Source organism: Sphingobium naphthae, assembly GCF_043589935.1.
GTDB lineage: Bacteria > Pseudomonadota > Alphaproteobacteria > Sphingomonadales > Sphingomonadaceae > Sphingobium > Sphingobium naphthae_A.
In genome coordinates this window covers 69437-95830 of the sequence record NZ_CP171457.1, presented here as the reverse complement: position 1 = coordinate 95830, position 26394 = coordinate 69437, and the positions used below count along the sequence as shown (strand labels likewise).

The 26394-nt window shown below is 62.5% G+C and carries 22 protein-coding genes and 3 pseudogenes; 13 read left to right on the top strand and 12 right to left on the bottom strand.

Going from position 1 to position 26394, the window contains the following annotated elements; all coding sequences use genetic code 11:
- Positions 1–2 precede the first annotated feature (2 nt).
- Genes ACGGKE_RS18465 through ACGGKE_RS18430 form a run of 8 tightly spaced genes read left to right on the top strand, consistent with a single transcriptional unit; the run spans position 3 to position 9164 of the window.
- On the top strand, positions 3–3248 hold the full coding sequence (locus tag ACGGKE_RS18465) for an efflux RND transporter permease subunit (protein ID WP_394443324.1): 3246 nt from the start codon (positions 3–5) through the stop codon (positions 3246–3248).
- Between the two features lie 53 nt (positions 3249–3301).
- Positions 3302–3790, top strand: a complete 489-nt coding sequence (locus ACGGKE_RS18460; protein ID WP_004212879.1) for an SRPBCC domain-containing protein — start codon at positions 3302–3304, stop codon at positions 3788–3790.
- The gene (locus ACGGKE_RS18455; protein ID WP_009824022.1) at positions 3787–4164 is read left to right on the top strand and encodes a hypothetical protein; all 378 of its coding nucleotides are present in this window, start codon (positions 3787–3789) and stop codon (positions 4162–4164) included. The genes ACGGKE_RS18460 and ACGGKE_RS18455 overlap by 4 nt, the downstream gene beginning before the upstream one ends.
- A 47-nt stretch (positions 4165–4211) precedes the next feature.
- The gene (locus tag ACGGKE_RS18450; RefSeq protein WP_004212881.1) at positions 4212–4625 is read left to right on the top strand and encodes a hypothetical protein; all 414 of its coding nucleotides are present in this window, start codon (positions 4212–4214) and stop codon (positions 4623–4625) included.
- Positions 4626–4628: 3 nt separating this feature from the next.
- Positions 4629–5315, top strand: a complete 687-nt coding sequence (locus ACGGKE_RS18445) for a ZIP family metal transporter (protein ID WP_004212882.1) — start codon at positions 4629–4631, stop codon at positions 5313–5315.
- Positions 5312–5920 carry a cation transporter gene (locus ACGGKE_RS18440; RefSeq protein ID WP_004212885.1) on the top strand — a complete coding sequence of 203 codons (609 nt, stop codon included), beginning with the start codon at positions 5312–5314 and terminating at the stop codon, positions 5918–5920. Before ACGGKE_RS18445 ends, ACGGKE_RS18440 begins: the two co-directional genes overlap by 4 nt.
- Positions 5917–8418, top strand: a complete 2502-nt coding sequence (locus ACGGKE_RS18435; RefSeq protein ID WP_004212886.1) for a heavy metal translocating P-type ATPase — start codon at positions 5917–5919, stop codon at positions 8416–8418. Before ACGGKE_RS18440 ends, ACGGKE_RS18435 begins: the two co-directional genes overlap by 4 nt.
- Positions 8415–9164 (top strand): HAD-IIB family hydrolase, encoded by a 750-nt coding sequence (locus ACGGKE_RS18430; RefSeq protein ID WP_004212890.1) that lies wholly within the window; start codon positions 8415–8417, stop codon positions 9162–9164. The genes ACGGKE_RS18435 and ACGGKE_RS18430 overlap by 4 nt, the downstream gene beginning before the upstream one ends.
- A gap of 196 nt (positions 9165–9360) precedes the next feature.
- Here ACGGKE_RS18430 and ACGGKE_RS18425 read toward each other — a convergent pair.
- Positions 9361–10296: pseudogene (locus ACGGKE_RS18425) on the bottom strand (Tn3 family transposase); the annotation flags it as partial.
- A 106-nt stretch (positions 10297–10402) separates the two neighbouring features.
- Between ACGGKE_RS18425 and istA the strand changes: the two are divergent.
- On the top strand, positions 10403–11923 hold the full coding sequence (istA, locus tag ACGGKE_RS18420; protein WP_394443260.1) for an IS21 family transposase: 1521 nt from the start codon (positions 10403–10405) through the stop codon (positions 11921–11923).
- A complete protein-coding gene (gene istB / locus ACGGKE_RS18415) occupies positions 11913–12692 on the top strand; it encodes an IS21-like element helper ATPase IstB (RefSeq protein WP_228222948.1) in 780 nt (259 codons plus the stop codon). Before istA ends, istB begins: the two co-directional genes overlap by 11 nt.
- Before the next feature lie 157 nt (positions 12693–12849).
- Here istB and ACGGKE_RS18410 read toward each other — a convergent pair whose 3' ends face one another.
- The 8 genes and pseudogenes from ACGGKE_RS18410 to ACGGKE_RS18375 all read right to left on the bottom strand — a co-directional run bounded on the left by ACGGKE_RS18410 (position 12850) and on the right by ACGGKE_RS18375 (position 19657).
- Complete coding sequence (locus tag ACGGKE_RS18410) at positions 12850–13782, bottom strand: ParB/RepB/Spo0J family partition protein (RefSeq protein WP_394443318.1); 933 nt, start codon at positions 13780–13782, stop codon at positions 12850–12852.
- The gene (locus ACGGKE_RS18405; protein WP_394443316.1) at positions 13782–14546 is read right to left on the bottom strand and encodes a ParA family protein; all 765 of its coding nucleotides are present in this window, start codon (positions 14544–14546) and stop codon (positions 13782–13784) included. Before ACGGKE_RS18405 ends, ACGGKE_RS18410 begins: the two co-directional genes overlap by 1 nt.
- Positions 14547–14558: 12 nt before the next feature.
- Entirely contained in the window at positions 14559–14735 is a 177-nt protein-coding gene (locus tag ACGGKE_RS18400) for a hypothetical protein (RefSeq protein WP_020820482.1), read from the bottom strand.
- A 186-nt stretch (positions 14736–14921) separates the two neighbouring features.
- Positions 14922–15242 (bottom strand): DUF3768 domain-containing protein, encoded by a 321-nt coding sequence (locus ACGGKE_RS18395; RefSeq protein WP_394443313.1) that lies wholly within the window; start codon positions 15240–15242, stop codon positions 14922–14924.
- Positions 15243–15275: 33 nt separating this feature from the next.
- A protein-coding gene (locus ACGGKE_RS18390; protein WP_394443311.1) for an IS3 family transposase occupies positions 15276–16453 on the bottom strand; the annotation gives its coding sequence in 2 pieces (ribosomal slippage) (positions 15276–16189 and positions 16189–16453; 1179 coding nt in all).
- 115 nt (positions 16454–16568) lie between these two features.
- Positions 16569–17180, bottom strand: a complete 612-nt coding sequence (locus ACGGKE_RS18385) for a hypothetical protein (protein ID WP_394443309.1) — start codon at positions 17178–17180, stop codon at positions 16569–16571.
- A 111-nt stretch (positions 17181–17291) separates the two neighbouring features.
- Positions 17292–18233: a DUF2493 domain-containing protein gene (locus ACGGKE_RS18380; protein WP_394443400.1), complete on the bottom strand. Its 942-nt coding sequence runs from the start codon at positions 18231–18233 to the stop codon at positions 17292–17294.
- Positions 18234–18866: 633 nt separating this feature from the next.
- A pseudogene (locus ACGGKE_RS18375) lies at positions 18867–19657 on the bottom strand (IS5 family transposase).
- A 695-nt stretch (positions 19658–20352) separates the two neighbouring features.
- Between ACGGKE_RS18375 and ACGGKE_RS18370 the strand changes: the two are divergent.
- Positions 20353–20904 carry an opacity protein gene (locus ACGGKE_RS18370; protein WP_394443307.1) on the top strand — a complete coding sequence of 184 codons (552 nt, stop codon included), beginning with the start codon at positions 20353–20355 and terminating at the stop codon, positions 20902–20904.
- Between the two features lie 56 nt (positions 20905–20960).
- Here the strand turns inward: ACGGKE_RS18370 and ACGGKE_RS18365 are convergent, their stop codons facing one another.
- Entirely contained in the window at positions 20961–21140 is a 180-nt protein-coding gene (locus ACGGKE_RS18365; protein ID WP_394443305.1) for a hypothetical protein, read from the bottom strand.
- Between the two features lie 301 nt (positions 21141–21441).
- A complete protein-coding gene (locus ACGGKE_RS18360) occupies positions 21442–22335 on the bottom strand; it encodes a LysR substrate-binding domain-containing protein (protein ID WP_394443303.1) in 894 nt (297 codons plus the stop codon).
- A 106-nt stretch (positions 22336–22441) separates the two neighbouring features.
- On the opposite strand from ACGGKE_RS18360, the pseudogene ACGGKE_RS18355 reads away from it, so the two are divergent.
- Positions 22442–22914: pseudogene (locus ACGGKE_RS18355) on the top strand (SRPBCC family protein).
- Positions 22915–22946: 32 nt separating this feature from the next.
- Positions 22947–24020 carry an alkene reductase gene (locus ACGGKE_RS18350; RefSeq protein ID WP_394443301.1) on the top strand — a complete coding sequence of 358 codons (1074 nt, stop codon included), beginning with the start codon at positions 22947–22949 and terminating at the stop codon, positions 24018–24020.
- Between the two features lie 340 nt (positions 24021–24360).
- Here the strand turns inward: ACGGKE_RS18350 and htpG are convergent, their stop codons facing one another.
- A complete protein-coding gene (htpG, locus tag ACGGKE_RS18345) occupies positions 24361–26247 on the bottom strand; it encodes a molecular chaperone HtpG (RefSeq protein ID WP_394443299.1) in 1887 nt (628 codons plus the stop codon).
- Positions 26248–26394: the final 147 nt, after the last annotated feature.

The following is a 26394-nucleotide window of genomic DNA, read 5'->3' as shown; positions in this document are numbered from 1 at the left end:
CCATGATCGCCCGTATCGTAACCTGGGCGGTCGAGAAGCGCTGGCTAGTCCTGCTCCTCACCGTCATCGTCGCCGCCATCGGCGCCTTTTCCCTCTACCGGCTACCGATCGACGCGGTGCCGGACATCACCAACAATCAGGTCCAGATCAACGTCCGCGCGCCTGCCCTCTCGCCCGAGCTGGTCGAGAAGCAGGTGTCGTTTCCAATCGAAACCGCGCTCGCCGGCACCCCCGGCCTGGAATATACGCGCTCGTTGAGCCGCAACGGCTTCGCGCAGATCACGGCGGTCTTTTCGGACGCGACGGACATCTATTTCGCCCGCCAGCAGGTGGGCGAGCGTCTGCGGGGCGTGCAAGAGAATCTGCCCGACGGCGTGAACCCTGAAATGGGTCCGATCGCGACAGGCCTGGGCGAGGTGTACATGTACACCGTTCGTCTCGATCATCGCGAGGACGACAAGCACAAGCCCGGTGAACCGGGCCAACAGCCCGATGGCAGCTACATCACGCCAGAGGGCGAGCGACTGACGACCGAAGAGGACAAGGCGACCTACCTGCGCACCGCGCAGGACTGGATCGTGACGCCGCTTCTGAAGACCACACCGGGCCTCGCCGGTGTCGACTCGATTGGCGGTTACGCCAAGCAGTTCCTCGTCGTGCCCGACGTGCAGAAGCTGGCCTCGCTCGGCATCACGCTGACGGACCTGGGAAATGCGCTGGAGCGCAATAACACCAGCGTCGGCGGTGGCTTCGTCAATCGCAATGGCGAAGGTCTGGCTGTTCGCTCGGATGCGCTCGTTCGCAATGCCAGCGAGTTGGCCAGGACCGTGATCGCGACACGTAACGGCGTGCCGATCACGGTCGAACAAGTTGCGACTGTGAAGACGGGTCAGGCGATCCGCATGGGTTCGGCATCGGAGAACGGTACCGAAGTCGTCGTCGGCACGGCGATCATGCGGATCGGCGAGAACAGCCGCATCGTGTCGACCGCGGTCGCTGAGAAACTGAAGACGATCAACGCTTCGCTGCCTCCTGACGTCGTAATTCAGCCGGTGCTGAACCGCACCGAGCTGGTCAATTCGACGATCAAGACGGTCGCGAAAAACCTGTCCGAAGGCGCGGTGCTGGTCATCGTCGTGCTCTTCCTGCTGCTCGGCAACTTCCGTGCGGCCCTGATCGCGGCGTTGGTCATCCCGATCACCATGATGCTGACAGGCTTTGGTATGCTGCGCGCTGGGGTCTCGGCCAATCTGATGAGCCTTGGGGCTTTGGACTTCGGTCTGATCGTCGACGGCGCCGTCATCATTGTCGAAAACGCGCTGCGCCGGCTTGCCGAGCAACAGCATCATGAAGGCCGATTGCTCAGCGTCAAGGAACGGCTCGCGACCGTGGCAGCCGCTGCGCGTGAGATGATCCGTCCCTCTGTGTACGGGCAGGCAATCATCATCCTCGTCTACGTACCGCTGCTCACGCTGACCGGCGTGGAGGGTAAAACGTTCGGACCGATGGCGCTGACCGTCATCATCGCGCTCGCCTTCGCCTTCATCCTCTCTCTCACCTTCGTGCCGGCGATGATTGCGATCTGGCTGTCGAAGAAGGTCGAGGAGAAGGACGGCCGCATCATCACGTGGCTGAAGAAGCGCTACGAACCCGGTCTCGACCGGGCCATGAAGCGCCCGACGCTGACGATCGGTGCGGGTGTGGGAAGCCTTGTGGTGGCGGCGCTTGCTTTCACTACGCTCGGCTCGGTGTTCCTGCCGCAGCTCGACGAAGGCGATTTGCTGATCCAGTCGCTCCGCATTCCGGCAACGTCGGTCCAGCAGAGCCAGGCGATGCAGGTGCCGATCGAGCGGATGATGTCGAAGCAGCCGGAGGTGCAATTCGTCTATTCCAAGACGGGCACCGCCGAGCTGGCGGCCGACCCGATGCCGCCGAACGCGACCGACATGTTCGTCATCCTGAAGCCGCGCAAGAATTGGCCGGATCCTGAGCTTCCCAAGGAGGAGCTGGTCAGCCGGATCGAGGGTAATCTCGCGAAGATTCCGGGAAATGCCTACGAGATCACCCAGCCCATCCAGATGCGCTTCAACGAGCTGATCGCCGGCGTGCGCGGCGACATCGCGGTGAAGGTGTTCGGGGACGACTTCAACCAGATGAACCGGACGGCCGAGCAAATCGCGGCGGTGCTGCGCAGAACGCAAGGCGCAGCGGACGTGAAGGTGGAGCAGACGACCGGTCTTCCCATGCTCGACATTCGCGTCAACCGCGACGCGATGGCGCGGTTGGGCGTTACGGCTCAGGATGTGCAGGACACCGTGACTGCGACGATCGGCGGGCGAACATCGGGCCAGATCTTCGAGGGCGACCGTCGCTTCCCCGTGGTGATCCGCCTGTCGGAGGCGCAGCGTGCCGACATCGGCCTGCTCCAACAGGTGCAGGTGCCGGTGGCAGGCGGCGGCTATGTACCGCTGTCCAGCGTCGCCGAGATCAAGGTGGTCGATGGTCCGAACCAGATCAGCCGCGAGAACGGCAAGCGGCGCGTGGTGGTGCAAGCCAACGTGCGTGGCCGCGACGTCGGATCCGTCGTGGCGGATGCGCAGGCGGCGATCGGCAGCCAACTCCGGCTGCCTGCCGGCACCTATCTCGAATGGGGCGGCCAGTTCGAGAACCTCCAATCGGCAAGCGAACGGCTGAAGCTGGTCATTCCGGCTTGCTTCATCTTGATCCTGCTGCTCCTCTACGGGGCGTTGGGATCGGTCCGCGACGCCGCGATCGTGTTCACCGGCGTGCCTTTCGCGCTGGTGGGCGGCGTCCTGTTGCTGTTCCTGCGGGGCATGGACTTCTCGATCTCGGCGGCAGTGGGCTTCATCGCCCTCTCGGGCATCGCGGTCCTCAACGGCCTCGTCATGGTCAGCTCGATCCAAGATCTGATCCGATCAGGGATGAGCCGCGAGGAAGCCGCGCATGTTGGCGCGATGCAGCGTCTGCGACCCGTCATCATGACCGCGCTAGTCGCCAGCCTCGGCTTCGTGCCGATGGCGCTGGGCGAAGGCGCCGGCGCAGAGGTTCAAAAGCCTTTGGCGACGGTCGTCATCGGCGGTCTGATCTCGGCGACGCTTCTTACGCTGTTCGTGCTGCCGACACTCTATGCCCGGTTCGGGCAGAAAGTGATCGAGAAACCCGAGCACTACAATGAGGAGCATGAAGGGGACGACCACGGTCAGACCTTCGTGAACAACTTGGCCTGATGGATGGGCGGGGCGATCCGCGATCGCCCCGCCCATCTCTGGGAGATGGGGATATGCCTCGCACCATAACCAGCTCGATGCTTCACGGCGGGCCACTGCGCATCTGGTCGGCACTCACCGATCCGGATCATCGCCGGGCGTGGAGTCCGCTCGTATTTCTCGATGATCCGTCCCGGCTCGGCGACACAGAATGCACCTTTGCGATCCAGGGCATCACCCGGCCAATTCGGACGCCAGCACGGATTGATCGATTCGATAAACCGCACGCCTTCGCTTGGTCCTGCGGCATCCCCTATCTGTTCACGCTCGAAGAGCGGTACGAGCTGGCGGGGGACGATGGCGGCACCAGGCTAACGCATAGCTGCACGCTGCGCGGGGCGCTCTCCCTGCCGTTCGCGGCGATGATGTTGCGCCGCCTGCGATCCCTGATGGTCGAATCTGACGATCGCCTCGCAACCTATCTCCGCTGGCGGGTAGGTCAGCCTGCCCGGGCTATCAATCGTCAGCGCGTCCCCTTCCGCTACAGGAGGAAGGCGCGATGATGATGCACTGTAAGCGGGTGCTGCCCGCCGTCATCCTCGTTGTCGGGCTCGCGGCGTGCTCGGAAAGAAAGCCGCCAGCCCCGCCAACGGAGCAGCAGATCCATTCGTCCGACAGCGCCGTGGCGACCGGGGAAATGGGGCGGCATAGATATCGCTGTTCCGACGGGGAACCGCTGTTCGTCGATTACAAGGACAACGGCCTGCAGATCGATTTGCGGCGCTCCAACGGGGGACCGCCGATGATGCTGACCGCGCCAGCGCAGGGCCTGCAATATGTCGGCGAAACAGCCACCGCGACCTTCAAGGGGTCGCAGCTCACCATCGTGGAAGGCGATGGCCGTACCCGGATCTGCGAGCAGGAAGGCACGCGATGAACTGCCCTGCCTTCGAACGCCACAGGGCGCTTCGTCGGAAGAGACCGATGTCTGACACGTCGATTTCAAATGTGACAACCTTGTGCGGCCTGAATCGGGCCGGTCTGGCGATCGCGCGCCTCGGCGTCGTTCTCGTCTCCGGGGCGGTTATAGGGGCGTGTAATCCAGCGCCGACCCAGCCTACCGAGCCGGCGCATGAAAAGCATCTGACGTCGAAACTAATCGCGCAGCGCATCATGTACTGCGACGACGGCACACGCGCCGATGTCGACTTCATCGATGACGGCTTGAAAATGGCCGTCACCTGGCTGCCGAAGGGCAGGACCGAGATCCTGCGCGCGCAGCGAACCGGTGACGAGTTTCGCGGCGACCATTCGCGGGCTGTCGTGGCGGGCGGATCGATCGCGTTCACGCGACGCGGGAAGATCCGCGTCTGCCACCGAACCCCGGAGGAGTCCTAGGAAATGCAGGCACTGCTCTATACGCTTGCGCCTGTGCTGGCGGTCGTGCTCGGCGCGATTGTCGCGAGCCGCACCAAGTTGAAACCTGGCCTCGTGGCGGGCCTACAGCATCTCGCTGCCGGCGTCGTGTTCGCGGCGGCAGCGACCGAAATCCTGCCGCAGGTCAAGCATGAGGCATCGCCCAGCGCGACGTTGATCGGCGGGGCGGCGGGCGTCGCGACCATGCTGGGGCTCAAGGCTCTTGAGGCCCGCTTCAAGGGGCCGATGGCGCTACTCGCCGCGATCGGCATCGACATTCTGGTCGACGGCCTGGTGCTCGGCCTCGCTTTCGTGGCGGGCGAGAAGGCAGGTCTCCTGCTGACGATCGCGCTCACTCTGGAAGTGTTATTTCTGGGACTGACGCTGACCGACGAGCTGGCGGAAACCTATCGCTCGCGCTTGCGCATCATCGTGATCGTCTCGGCATTGGCCCTGCTGCTGCCGATCGGCGCGCTCGCTGCCGTGCCGGTCGCCGCGCTGTCGCCGGTGATGATCGCCGGCTTCCTCAGCTTCGGGCTGATGGCGCTGCTCTACCTCGTCACGGAGGAGTTGCTGGTCGAGGCGCACGAGAAACCCGACACCCCGCTCATCAGCTCGATGTTTTTCGTCGGCTTCCTGGCCCTGCTGACACTTGAGGAGATGATGGGATGATCCCGGGCAACGACAACAATGGCGGGCAGGAGCGCCGCACACTGTGGATCGTCCTGCTGCTGAACGCGGCGATCGCTGCGGGCTTCTTCGTTTCCGGCTTCTTCGCGGACTCGAGCGCGCTGATCGCCAACGGCGTCGACAACCTGTCCGATACGGCTGTGTATGCGCTGAGCCTTGTGGCGCTCACCCGGGGCCAGACATGGAAGACACGCGCCGCGGTCGCTTCGGGCGTCATGCTGCTGATCTTCGCGGGCGGCATCTTGATCGATGTCGGACGGCGCTACGTGCAGGGCAGCGAGCCCATCGGACCTACCATGATGGTCATGTCCGCGATCGCCGGCGTCGTGAATTACCTCTGCCTGCGGCTGCTCCAGCGCCTCAAGGATCCGGACGTCAATCTCCGGGCCGCAACCACCTTCAGCTTCAACGACTTCATTTCCAACGGCGGCATCCTGATCGCCGGCGTGCTGGTGCTGTGGTTGGGTACCAATTGGCCGGACCTGCTGGTCGGCTTCGCCACCGCCATCATCGCCATCAAGGGCGGTGTCGAAATCCTGCGCGACGCGCGCGCCGAAACCAAGAAAAGCGAAAGGAGGTCGTCATGAACGACAAGCTCGAACTCGACATTCCAGTGTTGTTGCCGGACCTTCCTGACGCGGCCGATGCCTGCCTGGACCGTCTCGTATCAACCCTGTCAAAGCGCGAAGGTGTCGAGCGGGCGCATGTGATCTGTCTCGACGGCAACACGCCAGCGGCGCTGTGCATCCATTTCGATGCCGCCAAGCTGCCGCTGCCACGGTTGCGCGAAATGGTGCGCGCCGCAGGTGCCGAAATCACCGAGCGCTACGGCCATGCGATCTGGCAGGTGACGGGGATCAACCACGAACGTCGGGCGCGCACGGTCAGCGATGCGCTGTGCGCCTTGCCCGGCGTGGTCCAGGCAAGCGCCAGCACCAGCGGGTCTGTCCGGGTCGAATATGATCGCCGCGAAACCACCGAAGAGGAGGTGCGCGCTGCGCTTCGCAAGCTGAAGGTGAGGGTGGGCAAGCGGGTCGCTGCCGATGAACATGCCGGCCACGACCACGGCCCCGGGGGCCACGGCGCGGGCGAAGAGAAGCACGGCCCCGGCGATGGCCACGACCATAGCCACGCCGAATTTCTCGGCCCCAATACCGAGCTGATCTTCGCGCTCGCCTGTGGCGCGCTGCTGGGGATCGGCTACGCGATCGAGAGGCTGGTCGCTGGCGCGCCCGAATGGCTGCCGACCGCCTGCTATATCGCAGCCTATTTCTTCGGCGGATTCTTCACGCTGCGCGAGGCGATCGACAACCTCCGGATGAAGAAGTTCGAGATCGACACGCTGATGTTGGTCGCTGCGGCCGGCGCCGCTGCGCTGGGCGCATGGGCCGAAGGTGCGCTGCTGCTGTTCCTGTTCAGCCTCGGCCATGCGCTTGAGCATTATGCAATGGGCCGCGCCAAGAAGGCGATCGAGGCGCTGGCGAAGCTCGCGCCCGAAACCGCGACCGTGCGACGCGGCGGGCAGACCAGCGAAATCCCGGTCGAGCAGATGGTCGTCGGGGACATTGCCATCGTCCGCCCGAACGAGCGCCTGCCTGCCGACGGCTTCGTCATCAAGGGCACCAGCGCGATCAACCAGGCCCCGGTCACGGGTGAAAGCATCCCGGTCGACAAGGTGCCGGTCGCAGATGCCGCAGCGGCACGCGCCAAGCCCGATGCAGTCGACGCGGAAAGCCGGGTTTTTGCTGGTACGATCAACGGCGGCGGCGCGATCGAGATCGAGGTGACACGCCGTTCCAATGAAAGCGCGCTTGCCAAGGTCGTGAAGATGGTGAGCGAAGCGGAGACGCAGAAGTCGCCGACGCAGCGCTTCACCGACCGGTTCGAACGGATCTTCGTGCCCGCCGTCCTGGTCCTGTCAGTGCTACTGCTGTTCGCATGGGTGGTCGTCGACGAGCCGTTCCGCGACAGCTTCTATCGCGCGATGGCGGTGCTGGTGGCGGCAAGCCCGTGCGCGCTCGCGATCGCAACGCCGAGCGCGGTCCTGTCGGGCGTTGCCCGTGCAGCGCGGGGCGGCGTGCTCGTGAAGGGCGGTGCACCGCTCGAAAACCTCGGGTCGCTCAAAGCGATCGCTTTCGACAAGACGGGCACGCTGACCGAAGGTCGTCCGCGCATCACTGATGTCGTGCCCGTCGATGGCGCCGATGAAGGCGAGTTGCTGGCGCTGGCTGTCGCCGTCGAAGCGTTGAGCGACCATCCCCTGGCCCAAGCGATCGTCAAGGACGGCCGCGAACGTCTGAACGATCGTGCCGTGCCGACTGCCGGCGACCTCAAGAGCCTGACCGGTCGGGGCGTCACCGCGAGCGTGGATGGCGAGACGGTGTGGATCGGCAAGGCCGAGATGTTCGGAAGTGAGGGCATTCCGGCGCTGGGGCAGGGCGCGCAGGACGCAATCGCGAAGCTGCGCGAGAACGGCCGCACGACAATGGTGGTCCGCAAGGGGGACCGCGACCTGGGCGCGATCGGCCTGATGGACACGCCTCGCGAAGCTGCCAAGACCGCGTTGCGTCGGCTGCACGAGATGGGCGTGTCCCGGATGATAATGATCTCCGGCGATCACCAGAAAGTCGCCGAAGCGATCGCCGACGAAGTCGGGATCGACGAAGCGTGGGGCGACCTCATGCCCGAAGACAAGGTTGCCGCGATCAAGAAGCTCGCCGGCGAAGACAAGGTCGCGATGGTGGGCGACGGCGTGAACGATGCGCCGGCGATGGCAAGCGCCACGGTCGGCATCGCGATGGGCGCGGCGGGGTCGGACGTTGCGCTGGAGACAGCCGACGTGGCGCTGATGGCCGACGATCTGGCGCACCTGCCATTCGCAGTCGGTCTTAGCCGCCATACCCGTGGAATCATCCGGCAGAACGTCTTCGTCAGCCTGGGTGTCGTCGCTTTCCTGGTGCCTGCTACCATCCTCGGCCTCGGCATTGGGCCAGCGGTGGCGGTTCATGAGGGATCGACGCTGCTCGTCGTCATCAATGCGCTCAGGCTGCTCGCCTACCGCGATCCGGCAGGGAAGGCGGCATGAAGTGGCTGATCGCCTTCGACCTCGACGGCACGCTTGCCGAGAGCAAGCGGCCGTTATCGGAGGATATGGCCGCAATCCTCGCCCGATTGCTCGCCATCACGGATGTGGCGGTGATCTCGGGCGGGGACTGGCCGCAGTTCGAAAAGCAGATCGCCTCGCGCCTTCCTGCCGGCGTCGCGCTCGACCGTCTCTGGTTGATGCCGACCACAGGCACGAAACTCTATCGGTTCATCAATGGCGCTTGGCGCGCGGTCTATGCCGAACTGTTCGACGACGCGGAGAAGGCGAAGATCCGCACGGCCTTCGATCAGGCGCTGACCGATGCCGGTCTCGCCGACGAACGTATCTGGGGCGAACGGATCGAGGACCGGGGCAGCCAGATCACCTTTTCGGGCCTGGGGCAGGCAGCGCCGCTGAAGGAAAAGGAAGCGTGGGATCCTGACCGAAAGAAGAGGACCGCGTTGCAGGCCACGTTGCGCGCGAAGCTGCCGGAGCTCTCGATCAATCTCGGTGGCACGACATCGATCGACGTGACCAGAGCAGGGATCGACAAGGGCTATGGCCTGAAGCGCCTGAGTGCCGAGAGCGGTGTCCCGCTCGACGGGATGCTGTTCATTGGGGATGCGATATTCCCCGGTGGGAATGACTATCCCGCTGCTGAAATCGGCCTCGACACAGTGAGGGTGCGCGACGTCGCGGAAACCACCGCCGTCGTGACCGCCATCATCGCGTGTCTGCACCGATAGGATCAAGATACATGGTCGGCTCCATCGCGGAATGCCGCATTGTCAAAGCTCTGGCTTCTGTCGCTTAGGGCAGCGCTTCCTAAAACGAAAAGAAGGCAATGTGCGCGTCTCCGCGAACAAAGCCTCCAGCGATCAATCTAAGAGATTCCGCCGCGCTTCTCAATCGTAGGGGGCGTTTGCGGGAGGGGGCGGAATCCTACGCTAAGGATTTGGGCCAGCGATATTCCCCGGTTAGATTGATGTGTTCCCATCCCAACGGCGAGACGTGGGCGAGTAGATCAGGCGCGATATGGGTACCGCTGGCGGCCCGGGTATTGACGACCTCGCCGAGCTTCATGGTGTTCCAGAATATGATGATGGCGGCGAGCAGGTTCATTCCGGCGATGCGATAGTGCTGGCCTTCGCCGGATCGATCCCGGATTTCACCTCGGCGGTGGAAGCTGATGGCGCGCTTTAGGGCGTGGTGGGCCTCACCCTTGTTGAGGCCGATCTGAGCCTGGCGCTGGAGGCCGGCATCAAGAATCCAGTCGATCATGAACAGGGTTCGCTCGATGCGGCCCACCTCTCGCAATGCGAGGGCCAGCTCATTCTGGCGCGGGTAAGAGGCGAGCTTGCGAAGAATCTGGCTGGGGGCGACGATCCCCGCTGCGATCGTCGCCATGATGCGCAGGATGTCGGGCCAGTTGCGCTCGATGAGCGGTTCATTGATCTTACCTCCGACCAGCGCTCGCACATTGGCCGGCGTCGCGTTGGGCGTGAAGGCATAGAGTCTTTTCTGAGGGAGATCGCGGATACGGGGGGCGAACCTGTAGCCGAGCAAGGCGCAGGCGGCGAACACATGATCGGTGAAGCCGCCCGTGTCGGCAAAATGCTGGCGAACGCGGCGGCCCGCGTCATTCATGAGCAGCCCGTCCAGGATATAGGGAGCCTCGCTGACCGTTGCCGGGATCACCTGGGTTGCGAACGGCGCATATTGATCGGACACATGGCTGTATCCCTTGAGGCCCGGGACGTTGCCATATTTCGCGTTGATCAGATTCATCGCCTCGCCCTGCTCGGTAGCAAGGAAGAACTGCCCGTCGCTGGATGCCGATTGCCCTTGTCCCCAGAAGGCGGCCATGGGCAGGGTGTTGATTGCCACTGAGATGTGACCCGGGGGCGCTATAAGTTTCCACTGAGAATTGACCCATGTTTCCCTCCCCTCCGGCTGTCAGTCGGAGGGTCTCGGAGTGATCAACATGGACTTACTCAGTGTGATCCGCCGATGGCATTTCCGGCAGGAGATTTCCATTCGGGAGATCAAGCGACGGACCGGCCTATCGCGCAATACCATTCGCAAATACCTGCGTTCCGATGCGGTGGAGCCCAGTTTCAGGGTTCCGGTGCGCCCCAGCAAACTCGATCCCTTCGCGGACAAGCTGTCGGCTTGGCTGCGGGTGGAATCCAAGAAATCCCGCAAGCAGAAGCGGACCGCCAAGCAACTCTATGTGGATCTGGTGGAGCTGGGTTACGATGGCTCCTATAACCGGGTGGCCGCCTTTGCCCGCCGATGGCGGACCGAGCTTCAGTATGAACAGCAGACCAGCGGACGCGGGACGTTCGTTCCTTTGGCTTTCCAGCCTGGCGAGGCCTTCCAGTTCGACTGGAGCGAGGATTATGCCGTGCTGGACGGCAAAGTGACGAAACTGCAGGTCGCTCATACCAAACTCGCGCATAGTCGCGCCTTCATCGTGCGAGCCTATCTGCTTCAAACCCATGAGATGCTGTTCGACGCGCTGACGCAGGCATTCCGGGTGCTGGGTGGTGTGCCGCAGCGCGGCATCTTCGACAACATGAGGACCGCTGTCGACAAGATCGGGACGGGGAAGGCGCGGCAGGTCAATGCCAGGTTCGCTGCAATGGCCAGCCATTATCTTTTCGAGACGGATTTCTGCAATCCGGCTTCTGGCTGGGAGAAGGGTCAGGTCGAGAAGAATGTCCAGGATGCCCGGCGCCGGTTGTGGCAACCGATGCCCAGCTTCCCTGGTCTGGCTGAACTGAACGCTTGGCTGGAAGCTCAATGCATCGCCCAATGGAGCGAGATCCAGCATGGCGCCATGCCCGGCACTGTGGCCGATGTGCATGCCGAGGAAGCGCCCTGCCTGATGCCGCTGGGCCGGCCCTTCGATGGCTTTGTCGAGCAGATCAAGCGCGTATCGCCAACTTGTCTTATCGCCTTCGACCGCAACCGCTATTCGGTGCCTGCTTCGTTCGCGAACCGTCCGGTCAGCCTGAGGATTTACCCGGATCGTCTTGTCATAGCGGCCGAAGGCCAGATCGTATGCGAACATGCCCGGCTTATCGATCGTTCTCATAACAAGCCGGGACGCACAATCTATGACTGGCGGCATTATCTGGCGGTGATCCAGCGCAAGCCCGGCGCCCTGCGCAATGGTGCACCCTTTCTCGAGATGCCCGAGGCCTTTCGGGAGTTACAGGGCCATCTGCTCAAGCGCCCAGGCGGCGACCGAGAGATGGTCGAGATCCTGTCCCTGGTTCTTCATCACGACGAGCAGGCTGTCCTGAGGGCGGTTGAGTTAGCCCTGGAAGCTGGTGTCGCCACCAAGACCCACGTTCTCAACGTGTTGCACCGACTGATCGATGGCAAGGCGCCTCCAGCAGCGCCGATCGATGCGCCTCAGGCACTGCGTCTGACGCAGGAGCCCGAGGCCAATGTCGTTCGCTATGACAGGCTGAGGGAGATCCGCCATGCGTCATGACCCTGCCAGCGCTGCGGTCATCGTCATGCTGCGCAGCCTCAAGATGTTCGGCATGGCTCAGGCCGCCGACGAACTGATCCAGCAGGGCGCGCCTGCCTTCGATGCTGCCTTGCCGATGTTGGCTGGGCTCCTGAAAGCAGAAATGGCCGAGCGGGAGGTCAGGTCCATCGCCTATCAGATCAAGGCGGCCCGCTTCCCGGCCTACAAGGATCTGGCTGGCTTTGATTTTGCCGCCAGCGAGATCAATGAAGCACTAGTGCGTCAGCTTCACCAGGGCGACTTCATGGAAAACGCCGACAACGTCGTGCTGATCGGCGGGCCCGGAACCGGCAAAAGCCATATCGCAACGGCGCTGGGCGTCCAGGCTGTCGAACATCACCGCAAGAAGGCCCGCTTCTTCTCCACGGTCGATCTCGTCAATGCGCTTGAGCAGGAAAAGACCTTGAACCGGTCCGGCCAACTGGCAGAACGCCTGCTACGCCTCGACCTGCTCATCCTCGATGAGCTGGGCTACCTGCCCTTCAGCCCATCAGGCGGCGCCATGCTCTTCCACCTGCTCAGCAAGCTGTACGAGCGCACCAGCGTCGTCATCACCACCAATCTGAGCTTCAGCGAATGGTCCGGCGTGTTCGGCGATGCCAAGATGACAACCGCGCTGCTCGATCGGCTTACCCACCACTGCCACATCCTGGAGACCGGAAACGATAGCTTCCGCTTCCGCGCCAGCACCGCTGCGCCCAAAACCAGAAAGGAGAAGCCAGCATCTTGAACCTGCCGGTCATCGGCAGCACATAACCCGTACCCACCAGGGTCACTTCTCAATGGAAACCCCGGGTCACATCTCAGTAGCAATCAACAGCCGCACCCCAAAAAGGGGCGCGGCCAACATACACGCGAATAGGATATGCGAACGCGGAGGAAGAGGGTCAAAGCATCGCGGCGTCGGGACGACTCTCAGACACAGCGCAAAGCCGTTCGGCCGCGATCTCTTGCCGGGAACCATCGCCGAAGATCACGACAACACGCGGGCCAAGCACAAGACGCGCGGGACGGCCATCGACTTCAACGGCAAGGCTGGGCTCTGGCGTTTGCTCCTCGGGTCGCGCGACTGGCTCAGTCCCTGCCCGCGGTTCGGGACGGGCGACGGTCGCCGCCGCGGCCTGCACCGGCGCTGCCTCGATGCTGGGAACGTCCGTCTTACCCTTCAGCCCGGCAATAAACCGCACGCCGTCCGCCAATGTCGCGCCCTTCTCGTCCCAGGCACCGACATAGGCCTCGACTTCTGCAGGATAATCCCTGGCTGTGCGATGCAGGTCATAGAGCAGCCGGATCGGCGCGCGCGGGAGCGCTTCCTTGAGATAGGCAGGCATGTTACCATAGGCTGCGTAGAGCGAAACGAACTGCTTGGAGCGGCCCAGCGCAGTGGCGATTTCGACCTGGCTCATGCCGCCCTCGAGCATCCGGGCAATCGCATCAGCGAGCTCGACCGAAGAAAGGTTCGCACGCTGATCGTTTTCAACGATCTGATCGGCGAGCAGATGGGTTCCCTCGCCCTCGGCCACGATAATCGCCGGGATCGCCACCCGGCCCGCGAGCTGGGAGGCACGAAAGCGCCGCTCGCCCAACCGGATGCGATACAGGCCAGCGGCGTCGGCGGGAGCAACCGTGATCGGCTGCAAGACGCCCCGCGCCGCTATGGAGGCCGCAAGCTCAGCCAGGGCGTCATCGTCGAAACTGCGCCGGGGATTGCCGGGGTCGGGGATGACCCGATCCAAAGGAATATCCTCAACCCGGCGCGCCGTTTCATGCGCGCCGACGAGCAGGCCGAACTCTTCGATGCGCTCGTCGAACTTACCCATCAGGCGGCGGCCGCTGGCGCTGAACCGAGCCGCCGTTCGATCTCGGCGAGGATCGGCCGAATTTCTTCGGCCGCCGCCTTGGCGCCGCCACCACCCTCCATCCAGACCGGCCGATGATTTTCCGCGGCATGCTTGTAGGTCGGTCGCGCCTTGATGAAGGCTGGGAACATCAGCCGCTCGCCGACCGCGTGGGCGAGCTTGACGGCATTGTCTATTTCGCGCCGGTCGAACGGGTTGACCATCGATGGCAGCAATCCGAGGAAATCGATCTTGCGCCCTGCCCTCGCCGCCTCGGCCTTGCGCAGCGCGGTCAGCAGCATCTTGGCGCACTCGACCGAATCTTCGGCGACCTGGACGGGCGCGATCACCGCATCAGCGACCGCGAGAGCGCTCAGGGTCAGCTCATCCCATTTGGGACCGGTATCGATCACGCACAGGTCGAAGTGGGGTGCAAGCGCAGGAAAGCGGCCGAGAAAGTCACGCACATCCTGCGCCGCCTTGACCATCTGCAGGCGCTGGTCGGCGGCGAGCAACGTCAGTCCGACCTGGCCATCGGCGGCAAACGCCGCCGATGGATCGAAGAGATCGGCCGCGAAACCACCCGGCCGCTCACCGGCTAGACGGCGCGACGAACTGCCTTGCGGGTCTAGATCGACGAACACGACCCGGCGTCCTGCCGTTTCGGCCAGATACCAGGCGAGATGCGTGGCGAGGAAAGTCTTGCCTACCCCGCCCTTGAGAAGGCTCACGGCGATCGTTCTCATTGGTACGCCAGCTCAGCAATAGTCGTCCGGCCCGTCGCGCAGATTGCGCTCATAATGGTCACGCGATGACCAGTCGCCTCCACCGCCAATGCCGGGACCGACATAGCGGAAGAGATAGACGGTGAGCGCGAAACAGCCGAACGCAAAGAGGATCGCGTGATCGGGATGCGCGGCGAAATAGGCGGACATGACGATAGCTCCTCAAATGGTCTGATCCCGTGTCTGGTTCACAGCTTTGCACCTGCCGCACGGGGGCGATGCTCCGGTGCGCCCTCCCCTCCCCGAGCGCGCTCGACGTGTAGACATCCTTTGCGCGCAGTCTGCTCAAGCAGACTTTTCACGGCCATCCCCCCGGTCAGGGGGATGGCCGTGCATTCAATATTCCTCGGCGAGTAGGATCGTCAGAACCCGAGTGGTGACGTCGGGGTTGGCCGGATCGGGTGAGCCCCAGGCAAGCTCGAGATCATGATAGTCGATCTTCCAGTAGAGAATGGCGCTGTCATATTCGAAGCGGCTAAAATCATGCTCACCCAATGGATCGTTGTCGGAATTGAAGCTGTCATAGTTTTGCACCGTGCATAGGATCTCGGCGCGCCTGCGAAATCCGCGGAAGAGGGACACATCCCCAACCAGCGCGGCAACGCCCGCCGTCATGACGATCTGGTCTCTGCCAGGGCTGCAAATGGATCTCCGCATGATCTGCCCCCACCGAGTGGACCGATTGGTTTGTTAGTGGATTAAGCTCATCGCCGCCATATCCGGACGGAGGTGGAGCGAAGCGGAACCGGAGGCCGGATATGGCGGTGTCGCCGTTTCTGGTGCCGGTGGCCGATAGCCAAGACTGCTGTGCGGGCGGACGGTGTTGTAATGCCGCCGCCAGGCTTCGATCAGCACCCTGGCCTCGGCGAGGCTGTAGAAGATTTCACCATTGAGCAGTTCGTCGCGCAGCGACCCATTGAAGCTTTCATTATAGCCATTCTCCCATGGCGATCCCGGCGCGATGTAGAGCGTCTTCACGCCGATCTGCCGCAGCCATTGTTGGACGGCATTGGCGATAAATTCGGCGCCATTATCTGACCGTATATGTGCAGGCGGGCCGCGCGAGATGAACAGGTCCGCCAAGGCCGCCAGCACATCCTCATGTTTGAGCTGTCGCGCAACGATAAGCGCCAGACATTCCCTGCTGGCCTCGTCGATGATCGTCAGGATGCGGAACTTGCGGCCGTCATGCGTGCGCCCCTCGACGAAGTCGTAGGCCCACACATGCCCAGGATACTCAGGCCGCAGGCGGATGCATGATCCGTCGTTGAGCCATAGACGCCCCCGTTTGGGCTGGCGCTGCGGCACCTTGAGCCCTTCGCGCCGCCATATCCGCTCGACCCGTTTATGGTTCACCGTCCACCCCGCATGGCGCAGCAACGCCGTGACCCGGCGGTAGCCGTAACGACCATATTGCTTTGCCAAGGCGATGATGTCCTCCGTCAGCGCCTGTTCGTCATCCGCCCCACGCGGCACTTTACGCTGTGTCGATCGATGCTGCCCCAGAACCCGGCATATCCGTCGCTCGGATAGCCGGACTGGCAGATCCCGTCGTATATGATCGATGCAGCGCCGTCGCCGCGCGGGGCTCAGAAGTTTCCCCGTGCAGCTTCCTGCAATATCAGCTTGTCCAGCGTCAGGTCCGAGATCGCCCGGCGAAGCCGCTGGTTCTCTTTCTCCAGATCCTTCATCCGCCGCGCCTGGTCAGTCTTTAGGCCGCCATACTCCTTGCGCCAGCGATAGTAAGTCTGTTCGCTGACTGCGATCCGGCGACACGCCTCCGCCGTCGAGGCCCCCTGGGCCAGCACGATCTCAACTTCACGCAGCTTCCCGATAATCTCTTCCGGCTTGTGCTTCTTGCTTGGCATTCGTCATCCCTTTCGTGGTCCAGACTATCATAGTCTCTGGGCCACTCAGTGGGGGGCAGATCACATGCTAGGGGACGGGCAAAAAGGCGCAGTTACGGCGTCGGCATCGGCAGGCTCAGTCCGGCCGCCACGGCATCGAGGAGCGAGCCATCGCGCGCAGCGTGGCCGCGAAATCGCAAACATAACCATCCACCACCAGCGCGTCGATACGATGTGCGGCATAGGCGGGACCGAGGCTTGCAAGCAAATCGACAAGAACACGGCCCGGGGACGGGAGGCCCAGCCGCCGCGCTTCGTCGAAGGCGACGAGGAGGTCGTGACGAATATCCCGGGCGACCTCATCGTGCGACCAGCCCCGGCTCATAAAATAGGCTTCGAGCCCCAGCTCGGAAGATATCGCCAGCAGGTGCAGCGCCGGGGCAAGGGCGACGGCAGCACCGAGGCGTGCCCCTTCGTGAAACTCGCGTGCGCGATCAAGGAACCTCAAGGCGGTTTGCCGATCGCCGGGCTCTGCCAATCTCCCGATCGCGCGCCAGCGGTATGGCGACAACTGGCTGAGCCATGCCGGGCCGGCCTGGTTGCGCCTCTGGCGCGGGCAGTCGCCATCGGCCTCTTCGACCTCGCGGCCGGTCGACCACAAGAACAGCAGCTTCGCTTTCCAGCAGCGGCCATGCGCCGCGCGAAAGGCAAGGAGCGCGCGCACCGTAAGGCGATCGGGCATGAACATGATGCAAACCTCCACGAAAACGGGGGGCAGCCGCCCTGCCCTCCTCCCCTCCGGCATTCGCAGCATTTCGAAACGGGGAAAGCCGGCCGCCTAAGCGGCCGGCGCGGCCGATCAGCCGCAAGGTCGCGACGCTGGCGGCGTGCCAAGCGGTCCGCGGCGATCGACGACGTGGATGCCGCGCGCCTTGGCCTCGATCACCAGCCTTTCGGTGACACCATTGCCTTGGAAGGCGATGACGTAGCGTGGCTTGACCGAAAGCATCTGTTCATTGCGGCGGAACCCGGCGCGATCGCCGAACTTGCGATCGAGTCCGAACCGGAGCTGCTGGATACCGTTCTGCTCGGCCCAGGACGCGGCCAGGCGCTCAATGCCTTTCATGTCACCGCCATGGACGAGATACATGTCGCCCACCCGCTCGCGGACGGCATTGAGAGTCCGCAACAGATTATCCGCGAATTGCTTGGCCTCGTTGTCGCTGGCGAAACGCAGCCGCCCGCCGGCGAAGATCACGGGCGTGCCATGGACCATATTGGCATCGCGCACCCGTTCTCGCCGCGCCTGGAGATAGGACCGTCCATCGACGATCGCCGCGCTCGTGCCGAGCGAAATGCGGTTGCCCGACGCCGGCACCCAGGAACGGCCCGTCTCATGGAGGTAATGGCGGGCTGCCGTGTCGCGCATGGTCTCATAGGCCTGCGCCGACTGCTCGATCTTGCGGGCAAGGTCGATCTTGTCCTCAAGGTCGGCGGTCGCGACCTCCGAGCCATCCTGCTCGGCGAGCAGAAGCCGAATCTCGTCCGTCAGCCGGTCGATCATCTGGTACTTCTTGGCGGCGGCGCGGTGGAAGAGATTGACCAGGCCCCAGCCCAGATCCTCGATGTCGCGCTCGAGCGCGCTAAAGGGGAAAAGCGCGAAAAGATCGCTCCAGACAGCGCTGACGGTTTGTTCCATCGCTTCGGCGGGTGGCGGCGCCTCTAGGGTGCGCAGGTCGCCAGTGTGATCAAGATGACCGAGTTCGAGGGCGGAGAGTATCGCCGAGAGAGTGCTGGTCATGAGCTTTGCCTTTCGTTCCACTTGGGGCCGGCGGCCCATCCGCCGGATGCGCAGCCTCCGGACCATCGAAGGAAGCGGCGGCAGCACCGCCGGGCAAAGCCCAAGGGAAACCCGGGATAATGCCGGGTGGTGCGGGCAGGCGCGCAAGCGCCAACACGGCCGAATTAGCCCAGGGTTGCGGCTGCCAGCGCGATGGTCCAAGCATGCGCATCCTCTGGCGAGGGGCTGAAGCCTCATGAAATAAGGTAGCAGCGACTTTCCACCGATCGTGTCAATTCTCGGACGCTAGATCTCGTGGCATCATGGTAGGAGACCGTGTTCCCGAGGGGCGATTTGATCTGCGCCGCCAGAACCGGACTGTATTGCATGAAATATTCGGCATGGGCGCGCAGTTCTGCCAAACATACCCGCGGTGGAGTACAACTGGTTTACACAGAAGCCGCCCCTTCGTGAGCGTAAGCTCTTTGGGCAATGCGACTCCGAACCGGGCGGTCGCTCGCTGGCCACAGGAGACGATATTAATCAATTAAATGAACGGTTCCTCCCTCGGCGCCGTTCAGGCGACCGAACTTGCGGCCGCGGAAGCCTGGACGGATAGCGTCCTTAGATGGGCTTTCTCGGTCACTCTTTCAGCTAGGTTTCGTGGACAAAGGGTATCCATTGCAGGGCTGAGACGAGATTGACGAAGCCGAGGTAGGACTCTTTGGTTTTGTCGTATCGAGTTGCGATACGCCGCCAGTTCTTGAGTTTGTTGAAGAGGCGTTCGACAAGATTGCGCCAACGGTATTTTTCGCGATCGTGTGGGATTGGATCGCGCCGATTGCTTTTGGCGGGAATGACAGCCTCAACGTCAGCATTGGCCAATTCCTCGCGGATGGCATCTGCATCGTAGCCCTTGTCCGCCAACAATGCCTCGATCTTATGAGCAATCAAACGGAACAGCGGGCCAAAGCCTTGGATATCGTGGCTCTGGCCCGGGGTCAGGACAAAGCCGAGCGGTCGGCCTTTGGCATCGCAGCGGGCGTGGAGCTTTGTGCTGAATCCGCCTCGCGATCGGCCAAGCGCCTCGGTTTCCTGAGTCCCTTTTTTATGCCGACGGCACAATGATGTGCTCGGACCACGGTGCTGTCGATCATGTCCGCAGTGGCATCACGAGCCACCATTTCGCCCAGTGTCTCGAGCATCGCCTCGAACACCCCGGTCGTAACCCAGCGCCGGTAGCGGCGGAAAACGCTGTTCCACTTGCCATATTCATCCGGCAAGTGGCGCCATTGCGAACCTGTGCGGGCGATCCACATCATGCCTTCGAAATACAGCCGGTTGTCCTGTGCTGGACGACAGCCACGACCACGCTCAGATGGCAGTAATGTGCCGATGATCCCCCACTCGTCCTCCGTCAGCCCAATACGCTCGCCCAACGCCACCTCCAAAAGGCAGCCTTGAATCAACGCCCGATCCTGCTGTCAACCTTTGTCCACGAAACCTAGCGCGAAGTGGGCGATCTACGGCGCGCAGCTGGAGGGATCTGAACTTTTGCCAATCGGGATGGTGACCCTCGCCGTCGATCAGGTAGAACTTTGTGCGTCGATCATCTGGGCCGATGGCGAAAAGTGTGGCGTGCTGCTGGCATGATGTCGATCCTGCGGTCTTCATACGTCAGCATTCCAATCGGCCTCTCGGCTAAGGCGTGCCGCCGATCGGAACGGTAAGGCAGCTTTCACCGATTGGCGTTCGCTGAAGGGCCGGGCGAGCCGCTGCGGGGTTGCTATCCGAAGCGCATGCGCTGGCAATCGACTGTCGGGTTGGACAAAGCTCATCAAGGTGCAGCCCTTCGCAACAGTACTTCGTCTGCTCCCTGGCTGCCGGCAGAACGTGAAATCTTAGTTACTCACAGCCGGTTTATCAAAAACCCGCCCCCGGCAGGCGGAGGCGGGCAGGTGATGAAGACTGCAAGGGAGGGGGCGCCGCTTGCTCCCACAATACGAAGCCCAATCGCTATGGTTCCGCCCAAACGGCTGTTGCATGTAGGCAACGGTCCCGATTTAATGACAATCCTGTGAAACTCGTGGCGAGCCGGCATGTTCTGCGATCCACCTAATCGAGACAATCAGGGGTTCGTATGAAGAAGTTTCTCGCTGCCGCAGCCATTCTCGCTGCCGTGCCCGCAATCGCTTCCGCGCAGGAAACAGCGCCTGATGGCACCGACGCTTTTGGCGCTGAGCCCTATGTCGGTGTACTTGGCGGCTATCATACCTTTGATCGTGGTTCCGAATTGGGCGCCATCCCGGGCGAAACCATTATGAATGGCGCGCTGATCAGCGGTATTGCAGGCGTAAACGTCCCGCTTGGTCCCGTTTTTGTCGGCGTGGAAGGCAACGCCACCAAGGGCTTTAGCGACATCGACTGGGAATATGGTGTCAAGGGTCGCTTCGGCGCTCGTGCTGGCGAAAGCGGCCTGATCTATGCGTCGGCTGGCTATCAGTGGGTGAATGGTAAGGGCGGCTGGCCCGACCGCAAGGACTGGATGTACGGCGCTGGCGTGGAGGTAGGCCCCAAGGAGATCGGTCTTGGCGGCATCACCGGCAACAGCGGCGTGCGCCTGCGCGTGCAGGTCGACACCTATGACTGGGACAGCTTTCGTCCCATGGCTGGCGTGATTTTCCACTTCTAAAATATGGTGTGACATAGTGGCCCCGTCAGCGACCATCGCTGACGGGGCCACTATGTCTATTGATAGCCGCCTTCCTGCTCACGCTTTTCTGCGGCATCCAGTTGGGCTTCTTCAAGCTCCTCGGCGTCTACGTCAACCTCGTCTTTGGTCCCGTCGTCGGTGCCGGGCAGATCGGCCATCGACGTACCCTGCATGTCAGCCTGATCATTCTCGCCTGGAATCTGTTCGGGGAACATGGCTTTCTCCTATCATCCGTGAACTCAGCCAACCGGCAAGGCGTGAGCATGTTCCGTTTGAACTCGAACGATCCTTCACGAATCTGCAACTCGTCCAGCGACTTGCCAAAAAAGTTATGGGCTGGCGGAATGTGATGGGCGCACCGATCTGCACGGGGTCGGCGCGACGCTGCACTGCGTCACGGCGAATGTAGGCCCAAACGCGCCCCTGTCGGTCGTCCAAAGGGGGATTTTAAAGATTAGTGAACCGATGCGCGCGAGGCCTTAAGCTGACTGAGGCGAGCTTAGCGTGTCCGGATGGTCAGTCCTCAAGAAAAGCTGCCAACTCCTCCGGAGTCCCGTGGGGAAAAGACGCCTTGAGAAAGGTGAGGAATGCCGAAATGCGGGCGCTGAGCAGCCGACGCGAAGGATAGAGCGCCCAGAGCGTTACTTCCGCCCCCGTCAGTTCTCCCCATTGGACCAATTGTCCGCTCTCGATATCGCGGTTGACGAGTGAAAGCGGCAACCGTGCAATGCCAACGCCAGTTCGCGCGGCATCGCGCAGCATCATGTTGGAGGACATGGCTAGTACCGGCATAACCGGCAGCGCAACCGGCCCTTGGGGCGTGGTCAGCTGCCAGGTATCGACCTCAACGAGCACGCCGCGGACCAGAGCAGGCACAGGCTCCCTCAGCCCTGGTCGTGCGAGTTTCGGCGACGCCACAACCACCTGCTGATCCCGCAGGAATGGCCGCCCAACCAGATTTGCGTCCGGTTGCGGATTGACGCGGATGACCAGATCATAGGCTTCCTCGATCATGTCGACAGCACGATCCTCGACGACGACCTCCAACCGCACCTCGGGATATGCCATGGCAAAGGCCGCGCCGATTTTGCCCATTGCCGCCTGGGCAAACAGCAAAGGCGCACTGATCCGCAACTTTCCCCGAGGTCGCTGGCCCCCCGAGGCGATGGAAGCAACCGTCTCTTCCAATTCCGTCAGCAACTGGCCGGATCGCTCAAATAGGGCACGCCCCTCCTCGGTGAGTTTCAGCGCCCGAGCGCCGCGCTCGAACAGGCGCAGGTTCAAAGATGCCTCCAGTTCCCCAACCCGCCGGGACAGCGTCGCCTTGGGGCGAGCCGCCGCACGCGCTGCTTTTCCGAAACCGCCATGACGGGCAACGAGGTTGAAATCGGCCAGCGCCAGCAAATCCATATGTTCCACCTATGAGACGGCACGTTCAAATATAGCGGCTTTTGGCGCAGCTGAGGATCATTATTTCCAGGGTCAGCCGATAACGGCCAGCCAAAGGACCACCGCCATGATCTATTCCACCGCTACCATTCCCGTTAACCCCGGCGACGAAATCCCTCTCACCCGCGATCAGGTCTGGAAGGGCCTTGAAGCGAAGGCGCGCGACGCCCGCTTGTTCCTTCCTGAAGGACTGTGCAGCCGCTGCGAAGTGGTCGAAAAAACCGCACCCACTTCGTTCGCGAAGCAACCATTGGCGGCGCCGACCTGCGTGAGATCATCGTGCTCGAGCCGCAGAGTAAGATTACCTTCTTCCAGGCCAGTGGTCCGCGCGAAGGTGCGATCATCAACGAACTGTTCGAAGATCAATCCGGTGCGCTGTACCTGCGCTTCTACTGCTATCTCGGTCTACGCGATAAGGTCCCGGGCGGACCCGAGGAACAGGCCGAGCAGGCGCAGTTCGACAGCGAGCGGGGGTACAAGGCCGCCTTAGTCTCGACACTCAAGCGCACGCGCGAACTGCTGGCGGAAGCCCGGCTCTGACCCTGCTTCCATGCCTTTCCAGGAGAACCGACATGATCAACATTTGGACCCCGACCACCATCGGCGCCGTTGAACTTCCCCACCGGCTGGCGATGGCGCCGATGACCCGTAGCCGCGCCATGCCCGATGGCACGCCGGGCGACCTCGCCCCGCTTTATTACGCGCAGCGCGCTTCCCTTGGTCTGCTGATCACAGAGGGCACCCAGCCCTCTGCCGATGGCCAGGGCTATGTCGCAACGCCGGGCATCTATACCGATGCGCATGTCGCGGGCTGGCGCGCGGTGACCGACGCCGTACACGAGGCGGGTGGCCGGCTATTCATCCAGCTGATGCATGTCGGGCGGCGCGCGCATCCCGGGAACACCCCGCATCATCGCCAGCCGGTCGCTCCTTCGGCCATCGCGCCGGGCGAGGACATGTTTACAATGACGGGCATGCAGCCGGTCCCGGTGCCGCGCGCCCTGTCCACCAACGAGGTTCAGCAATCCGTAGCCGACTTCGCTCATGCGGCGAAACGCGCAATCGAGGCGGGTGCCGATGGGGTCGAGATTCATGGCGCCAATGGCTATCTGGTTCATCAGTTCCTGACGCCGGACGCCAACCGCCGCACCGACGGCTATGGCGGATCGATGGAAAACCGCGCGCGTTTCGCCCTCGAAACGGTACGCGCCGTTGCCGAAGCGATAGGACCCGAACGTACCGCGATCCGGCTGTCGCCCGGCGTTCCCACAGGCGGTATCGCGGAAGGGGCGCTCAATGATGATCTCTACCGCTATCTTGCGGCGCAATTCGACGGGATGAAACTGGCCTATCTCCACATCCTGTTCGCCCGCGGCCATGACCCGTTCCTGGCAGAACTGCGCCAGACCTTCCACGGCACGCTGATACTCAATCGGCCAGGCCGGCAGCGCGACCACATTGGAAAGGACGTGGCGGCAGGACTGGCCGACATTGAAGCCTTGGGCGTGATGGCGCTCGCCAATCCTGATTTGGTGCAGCGGCTCAAGACCGATGCGCCACTCAACGACGTTCGTCCGTCGCTATTCTATGCTGGCGAGGGTGCCCAAGGATATACTGATTACCAGACTGTGGCTGCACTTGAATAACAGACCTCTATCATCCGCACATGACTCGACGATTGCACAATGAGCCTCAAGCAATCAGGTGTCCGCGGATGCTTTTGCAAGCCGGCATCATCCGCCGTGATGACCGACTATGAGGCACGCAACCGCCAAGGCCGCTGTTGTCCCCATGAATGAGCGGTTTCAGCGTCAGCACATGTTGCAGCGTCCGCCCGAGAGCGAGGTGAGTTGGTCACCAGCTGCAGAAATAGCGGACGGATCGCACCTAGGCATCGGTTCATAGCAGCTAAACGGCAAGAATGGGTCGATTCAAGAAGCATCTCCGGCGAGCCGATCCATGGGAGCCGGTAGGCTCCCATGGACATCATCCCAAGGCCCTCGTCATCAACCGCTCCAAGCGCTCGGCGAAGGCGCGCGGATCGGCCGGAGGGTCGCCTTCGGCTATGCGGGCCTCGTCAAGCAGCAGGAATGCAATGTCGCGTCGACTGTCGTCATCGTCACTGACCTGACTTAACCTCGCGATGAGAGCGTGACCGGCGTTCACCTCCAGTACCGGCTTGGCCCGTTCCGGTGCGCGACCGGCCGAGGCCAGCATCTTCTCCAACTGCAGGTCCATGGCGTTCTCGACCGCAACAATGCAGACGGCGCTGCTCGTCAAGCGATCCGAAATCCGGACATCGGACACTTGGTTCGCCAACGCTTCCTTGGCAAAGGCAATGAAGCTGCTGGTCTCTTCACTCGGCGCTGCCGCACCGCTGTTCTCGTCAGCCAAGGGTATGAGACTCAGATCTGCCGCGCCTTGCGTGACGGACTTGAAAGGCTTGCCCTCGTAGTCGACGCCCATGGTCGTCCAGAAGCTGTCGACCTGATCGGGGAGCAGCAGGACCTCGATGCCACGCGCCTTGAACCCCTCGATCTGCGGGGACTGCGCGATCCGATCCAGATCATTGCCGGTGGCGTAGTAGATCGCTGTCTGGTTTTCCTTCAAGGAGCCCACATAGTCCTTCAGCGAACGCCACATGCCATTGGATGCCGTGCTCTTGAACCGGGCGAGGCCCAGCAGTTGGTCACGCCGCTCATAATCCTCGTAGAGCCCTTCCTTTATCACCGCCCCGAAATTCTCCCAGATGGCGGCATAGCGTTCCGGGTCATTTGTGGCGAGCTTGCCCAATTCGGAGAGGATGCGGTTGCTGACTCCCTTTTGAATGGCCGACAAAACAGGGCTGTCCTGGATCATCTCGCGCGACATGTTGAGCGGAAGGTCGGCGGTATCCACAAGGCCGCGCACGAAACGCAGATAGCGCGGCAGAATCTCTGCCTCGTCCGTGATGAACACACGGCGCACATAGAGCTTGATGCGGCCCTTGCGGTCAGGGTCGAACAGATCGAAAGGCTTGGTTTCGGGGATAAAGGTCAGGACGGAATATTCGTGACGTCCCTCCGCCCGGTAGTGCAGTGTCAGCGCCGGCTTATCGAACTGTCCCGCCACGCTGCGGTAGAAGTCGGCATAATCGTCCTCGCTGATGTCGGACCTCGCCTTGGTCCATAGCGCTACGCCATCGGCTACCTGCCGTGGTTCATCCGTGCTTCCGGCCTCGTGGATAAGGATGGGGACGGGGACATGGCCCGATTGCGCCTTGACGATACGCTCCACGGTGTAGAGCTCGGCATATGGTTTGGCGTCGTCGAGAAGATCAAGCGTGACGCGCGTGCCTCGCGCGGGCGCCGCCTCGGGAACGGCGGGTGCAATTGTATAGGTACCCAAGCCGTCGGAGGACCAGGCGGCTGCATCGGCCTCGCCCGCGCGGCGGGAAACGACTTCTACCTTGCCCGCAACCATGAATGCTGAATAGAAGCCGACGCCAAACTGACCGATGAGCTGTTGCCCTTCGCCATTCTTGTCGGCGGCGAGCTTGTCCATGAACGCTTTGGTGCCAGACCGCGCGATAGTACCGAGCGTTTCGGCCATGTCGGCGGCGGTCATTCCGATGCCGTTATCCTCGATGACCAACCTGCCGGCTTGTTTGTCCAATGTAAGGCTGATGCGCGATTGCGGATCATCGCTCAGCAGCGCCGGATTCGAGATCGCCTCGTAGCGCAGCTTTTCGCAGGCATCGGCCGCGTTGGAGATAAGTTCACGCAGGAACACGTCTCGGTCGGAATAGACCGAGTGGACCATCATGTGCAGGAGCTTGGAAACATCTGCCTCGAAGGCGCGGGTTTCAGGGGCGGTAACAGTGTCCGTTGTCATCGTCTCTTGGGCTCTCGAGTTTTAGATTGCGGGAAGCAAATGGATGACACGTCGCTTCCGTTCAAGAGATCGATTTGCATCCTTTGTGGTGCAGGACGTCGTCATCACGCGGTGAAGTAAATGCGACTGCCTTCCGACGGGGCTTTC

Bases quoted from the DNA above. Each gene is read 5' to 3' on its own strand.
- ACGGKE_RS18380 (WP_394443400.1), bottom strand. From the start codon at position 18,233: ATGACCAGCACTCTCTCGGCGATACTCTCCGCCCTCGAACTCGGTCAT.
- ACGGKE_RS18460 (WP_004212879.1), top strand. From the start codon at position 3,302: ATGCCTCGCACCATAACCAGCTCGATGCTTCACGGCGGGCCACTGCGC.
- ACGGKE_RS18350 (WP_394443301.1), top strand. From the start codon at position 22,947: ATGATCAACATTTGGACCCCGACCACCATCGGCGCCGTTGAACTTCCC.
- ACGGKE_RS18450 (WP_004212881.1), top strand. From the start codon at position 4,212: ATGTCTGACACGTCGATTTCAAATGTGACAACCTTGTGCGGCCTGAAT.
- ACGGKE_RS18465 (WP_394443324.1), top strand. From the start codon at position 3: ATGATCGCCCGTATCGTAACCTGGGCGGTCGAGAAGCGCTGGCTAGTC.
- ACGGKE_RS18410 (WP_394443318.1), bottom strand. From the start codon at position 13,782: ATGGGTAAGTTCGACGAGCGCATCGAAGAGTTCGGCCTGCTCGTCGGC.
- ACGGKE_RS18360 (WP_394443303.1), bottom strand. From the start codon at position 22,335: ATGGATTTGCTGGCGCTGGCCGATTTCAACCTCGTTGCCCGTCATGGC.
- istB (WP_228222948.1), top strand. From the start codon at position 11,913: ATGCGTCATGACCCTGCCAGCGCTGCGGTCATCGTCATGCTGCGCAGC.
- ACGGKE_RS18455 (WP_009824022.1), top strand. From the start codon at position 3,787: ATGATGATGCACTGTAAGCGGGTGCTGCCCGCCGTCATCCTCGTTGTC.
- htpG (WP_394443299.1), bottom strand. From the start codon at position 26,247: ATGACAACGGACACTGTTACCGCCCCTGAAACCCGCGCCTTCGAGGCA.
- ACGGKE_RS18440 (WP_004212885.1), top strand. From the start codon at position 5,312: ATGATCCCGGGCAACGACAACAATGGCGGGCAGGAGCGCCGCACACTG.
- ACGGKE_RS18405 (WP_394443316.1), bottom strand. From the start codon at position 14,546: ATGAGAACGATCGCCGTGAGCCTTCTCAAGGGCGGGGTAGGCAAGACT.
- ACGGKE_RS18395 (WP_394443313.1), bottom strand. From the start codon at position 15,242: ATGCGGAGATCCATTTGCAGCCCTGGCAGAGACCAGATCGTCATGACG.
- ACGGKE_RS18370 (WP_394443307.1), top strand. From the start codon at position 20,353: ATGAAGAAGTTTCTCGCTGCCGCAGCCATTCTCGCTGCCGTGCCCGCA.
- istA (WP_394443260.1), top strand. From the start codon at position 10,403: ATGGACTTACTCAGTGTGATCCGCCGATGGCATTTCCGGCAGGAGATT.
- ACGGKE_RS18385 (WP_394443309.1), bottom strand. From the start codon at position 17,180: ATGTTCATGCCCGATCGCCTTACGGTGCGCGCGCTCCTTGCCTTTCGC.
- ACGGKE_RS18430 (WP_004212890.1), top strand. From the start codon at position 8,415: ATGAAGTGGCTGATCGCCTTCGACCTCGACGGCACGCTTGCCGAGAGC.
- ACGGKE_RS18400 (WP_020820482.1), bottom strand. From the start codon at position 14,735: ATGTCCGCCTATTTCGCCGCGCATCCCGATCACGCGATCCTCTTTGCG.
- ACGGKE_RS18445 (WP_004212882.1), top strand. From the start codon at position 4,629: ATGCAGGCACTGCTCTATACGCTTGCGCCTGTGCTGGCGGTCGTGCTC.
- ACGGKE_RS18435 (WP_004212886.1), top strand. From the start codon at position 5,917: ATGAACGACAAGCTCGAACTCGACATTCCAGTGTTGTTGCCGGACCTT.
- ACGGKE_RS18365 (WP_394443305.1), bottom strand. From the start codon at position 21,140: ATGTTCCCCGAACAGATTCCAGGCGAGAATGATCAGGCTGACATGCAG.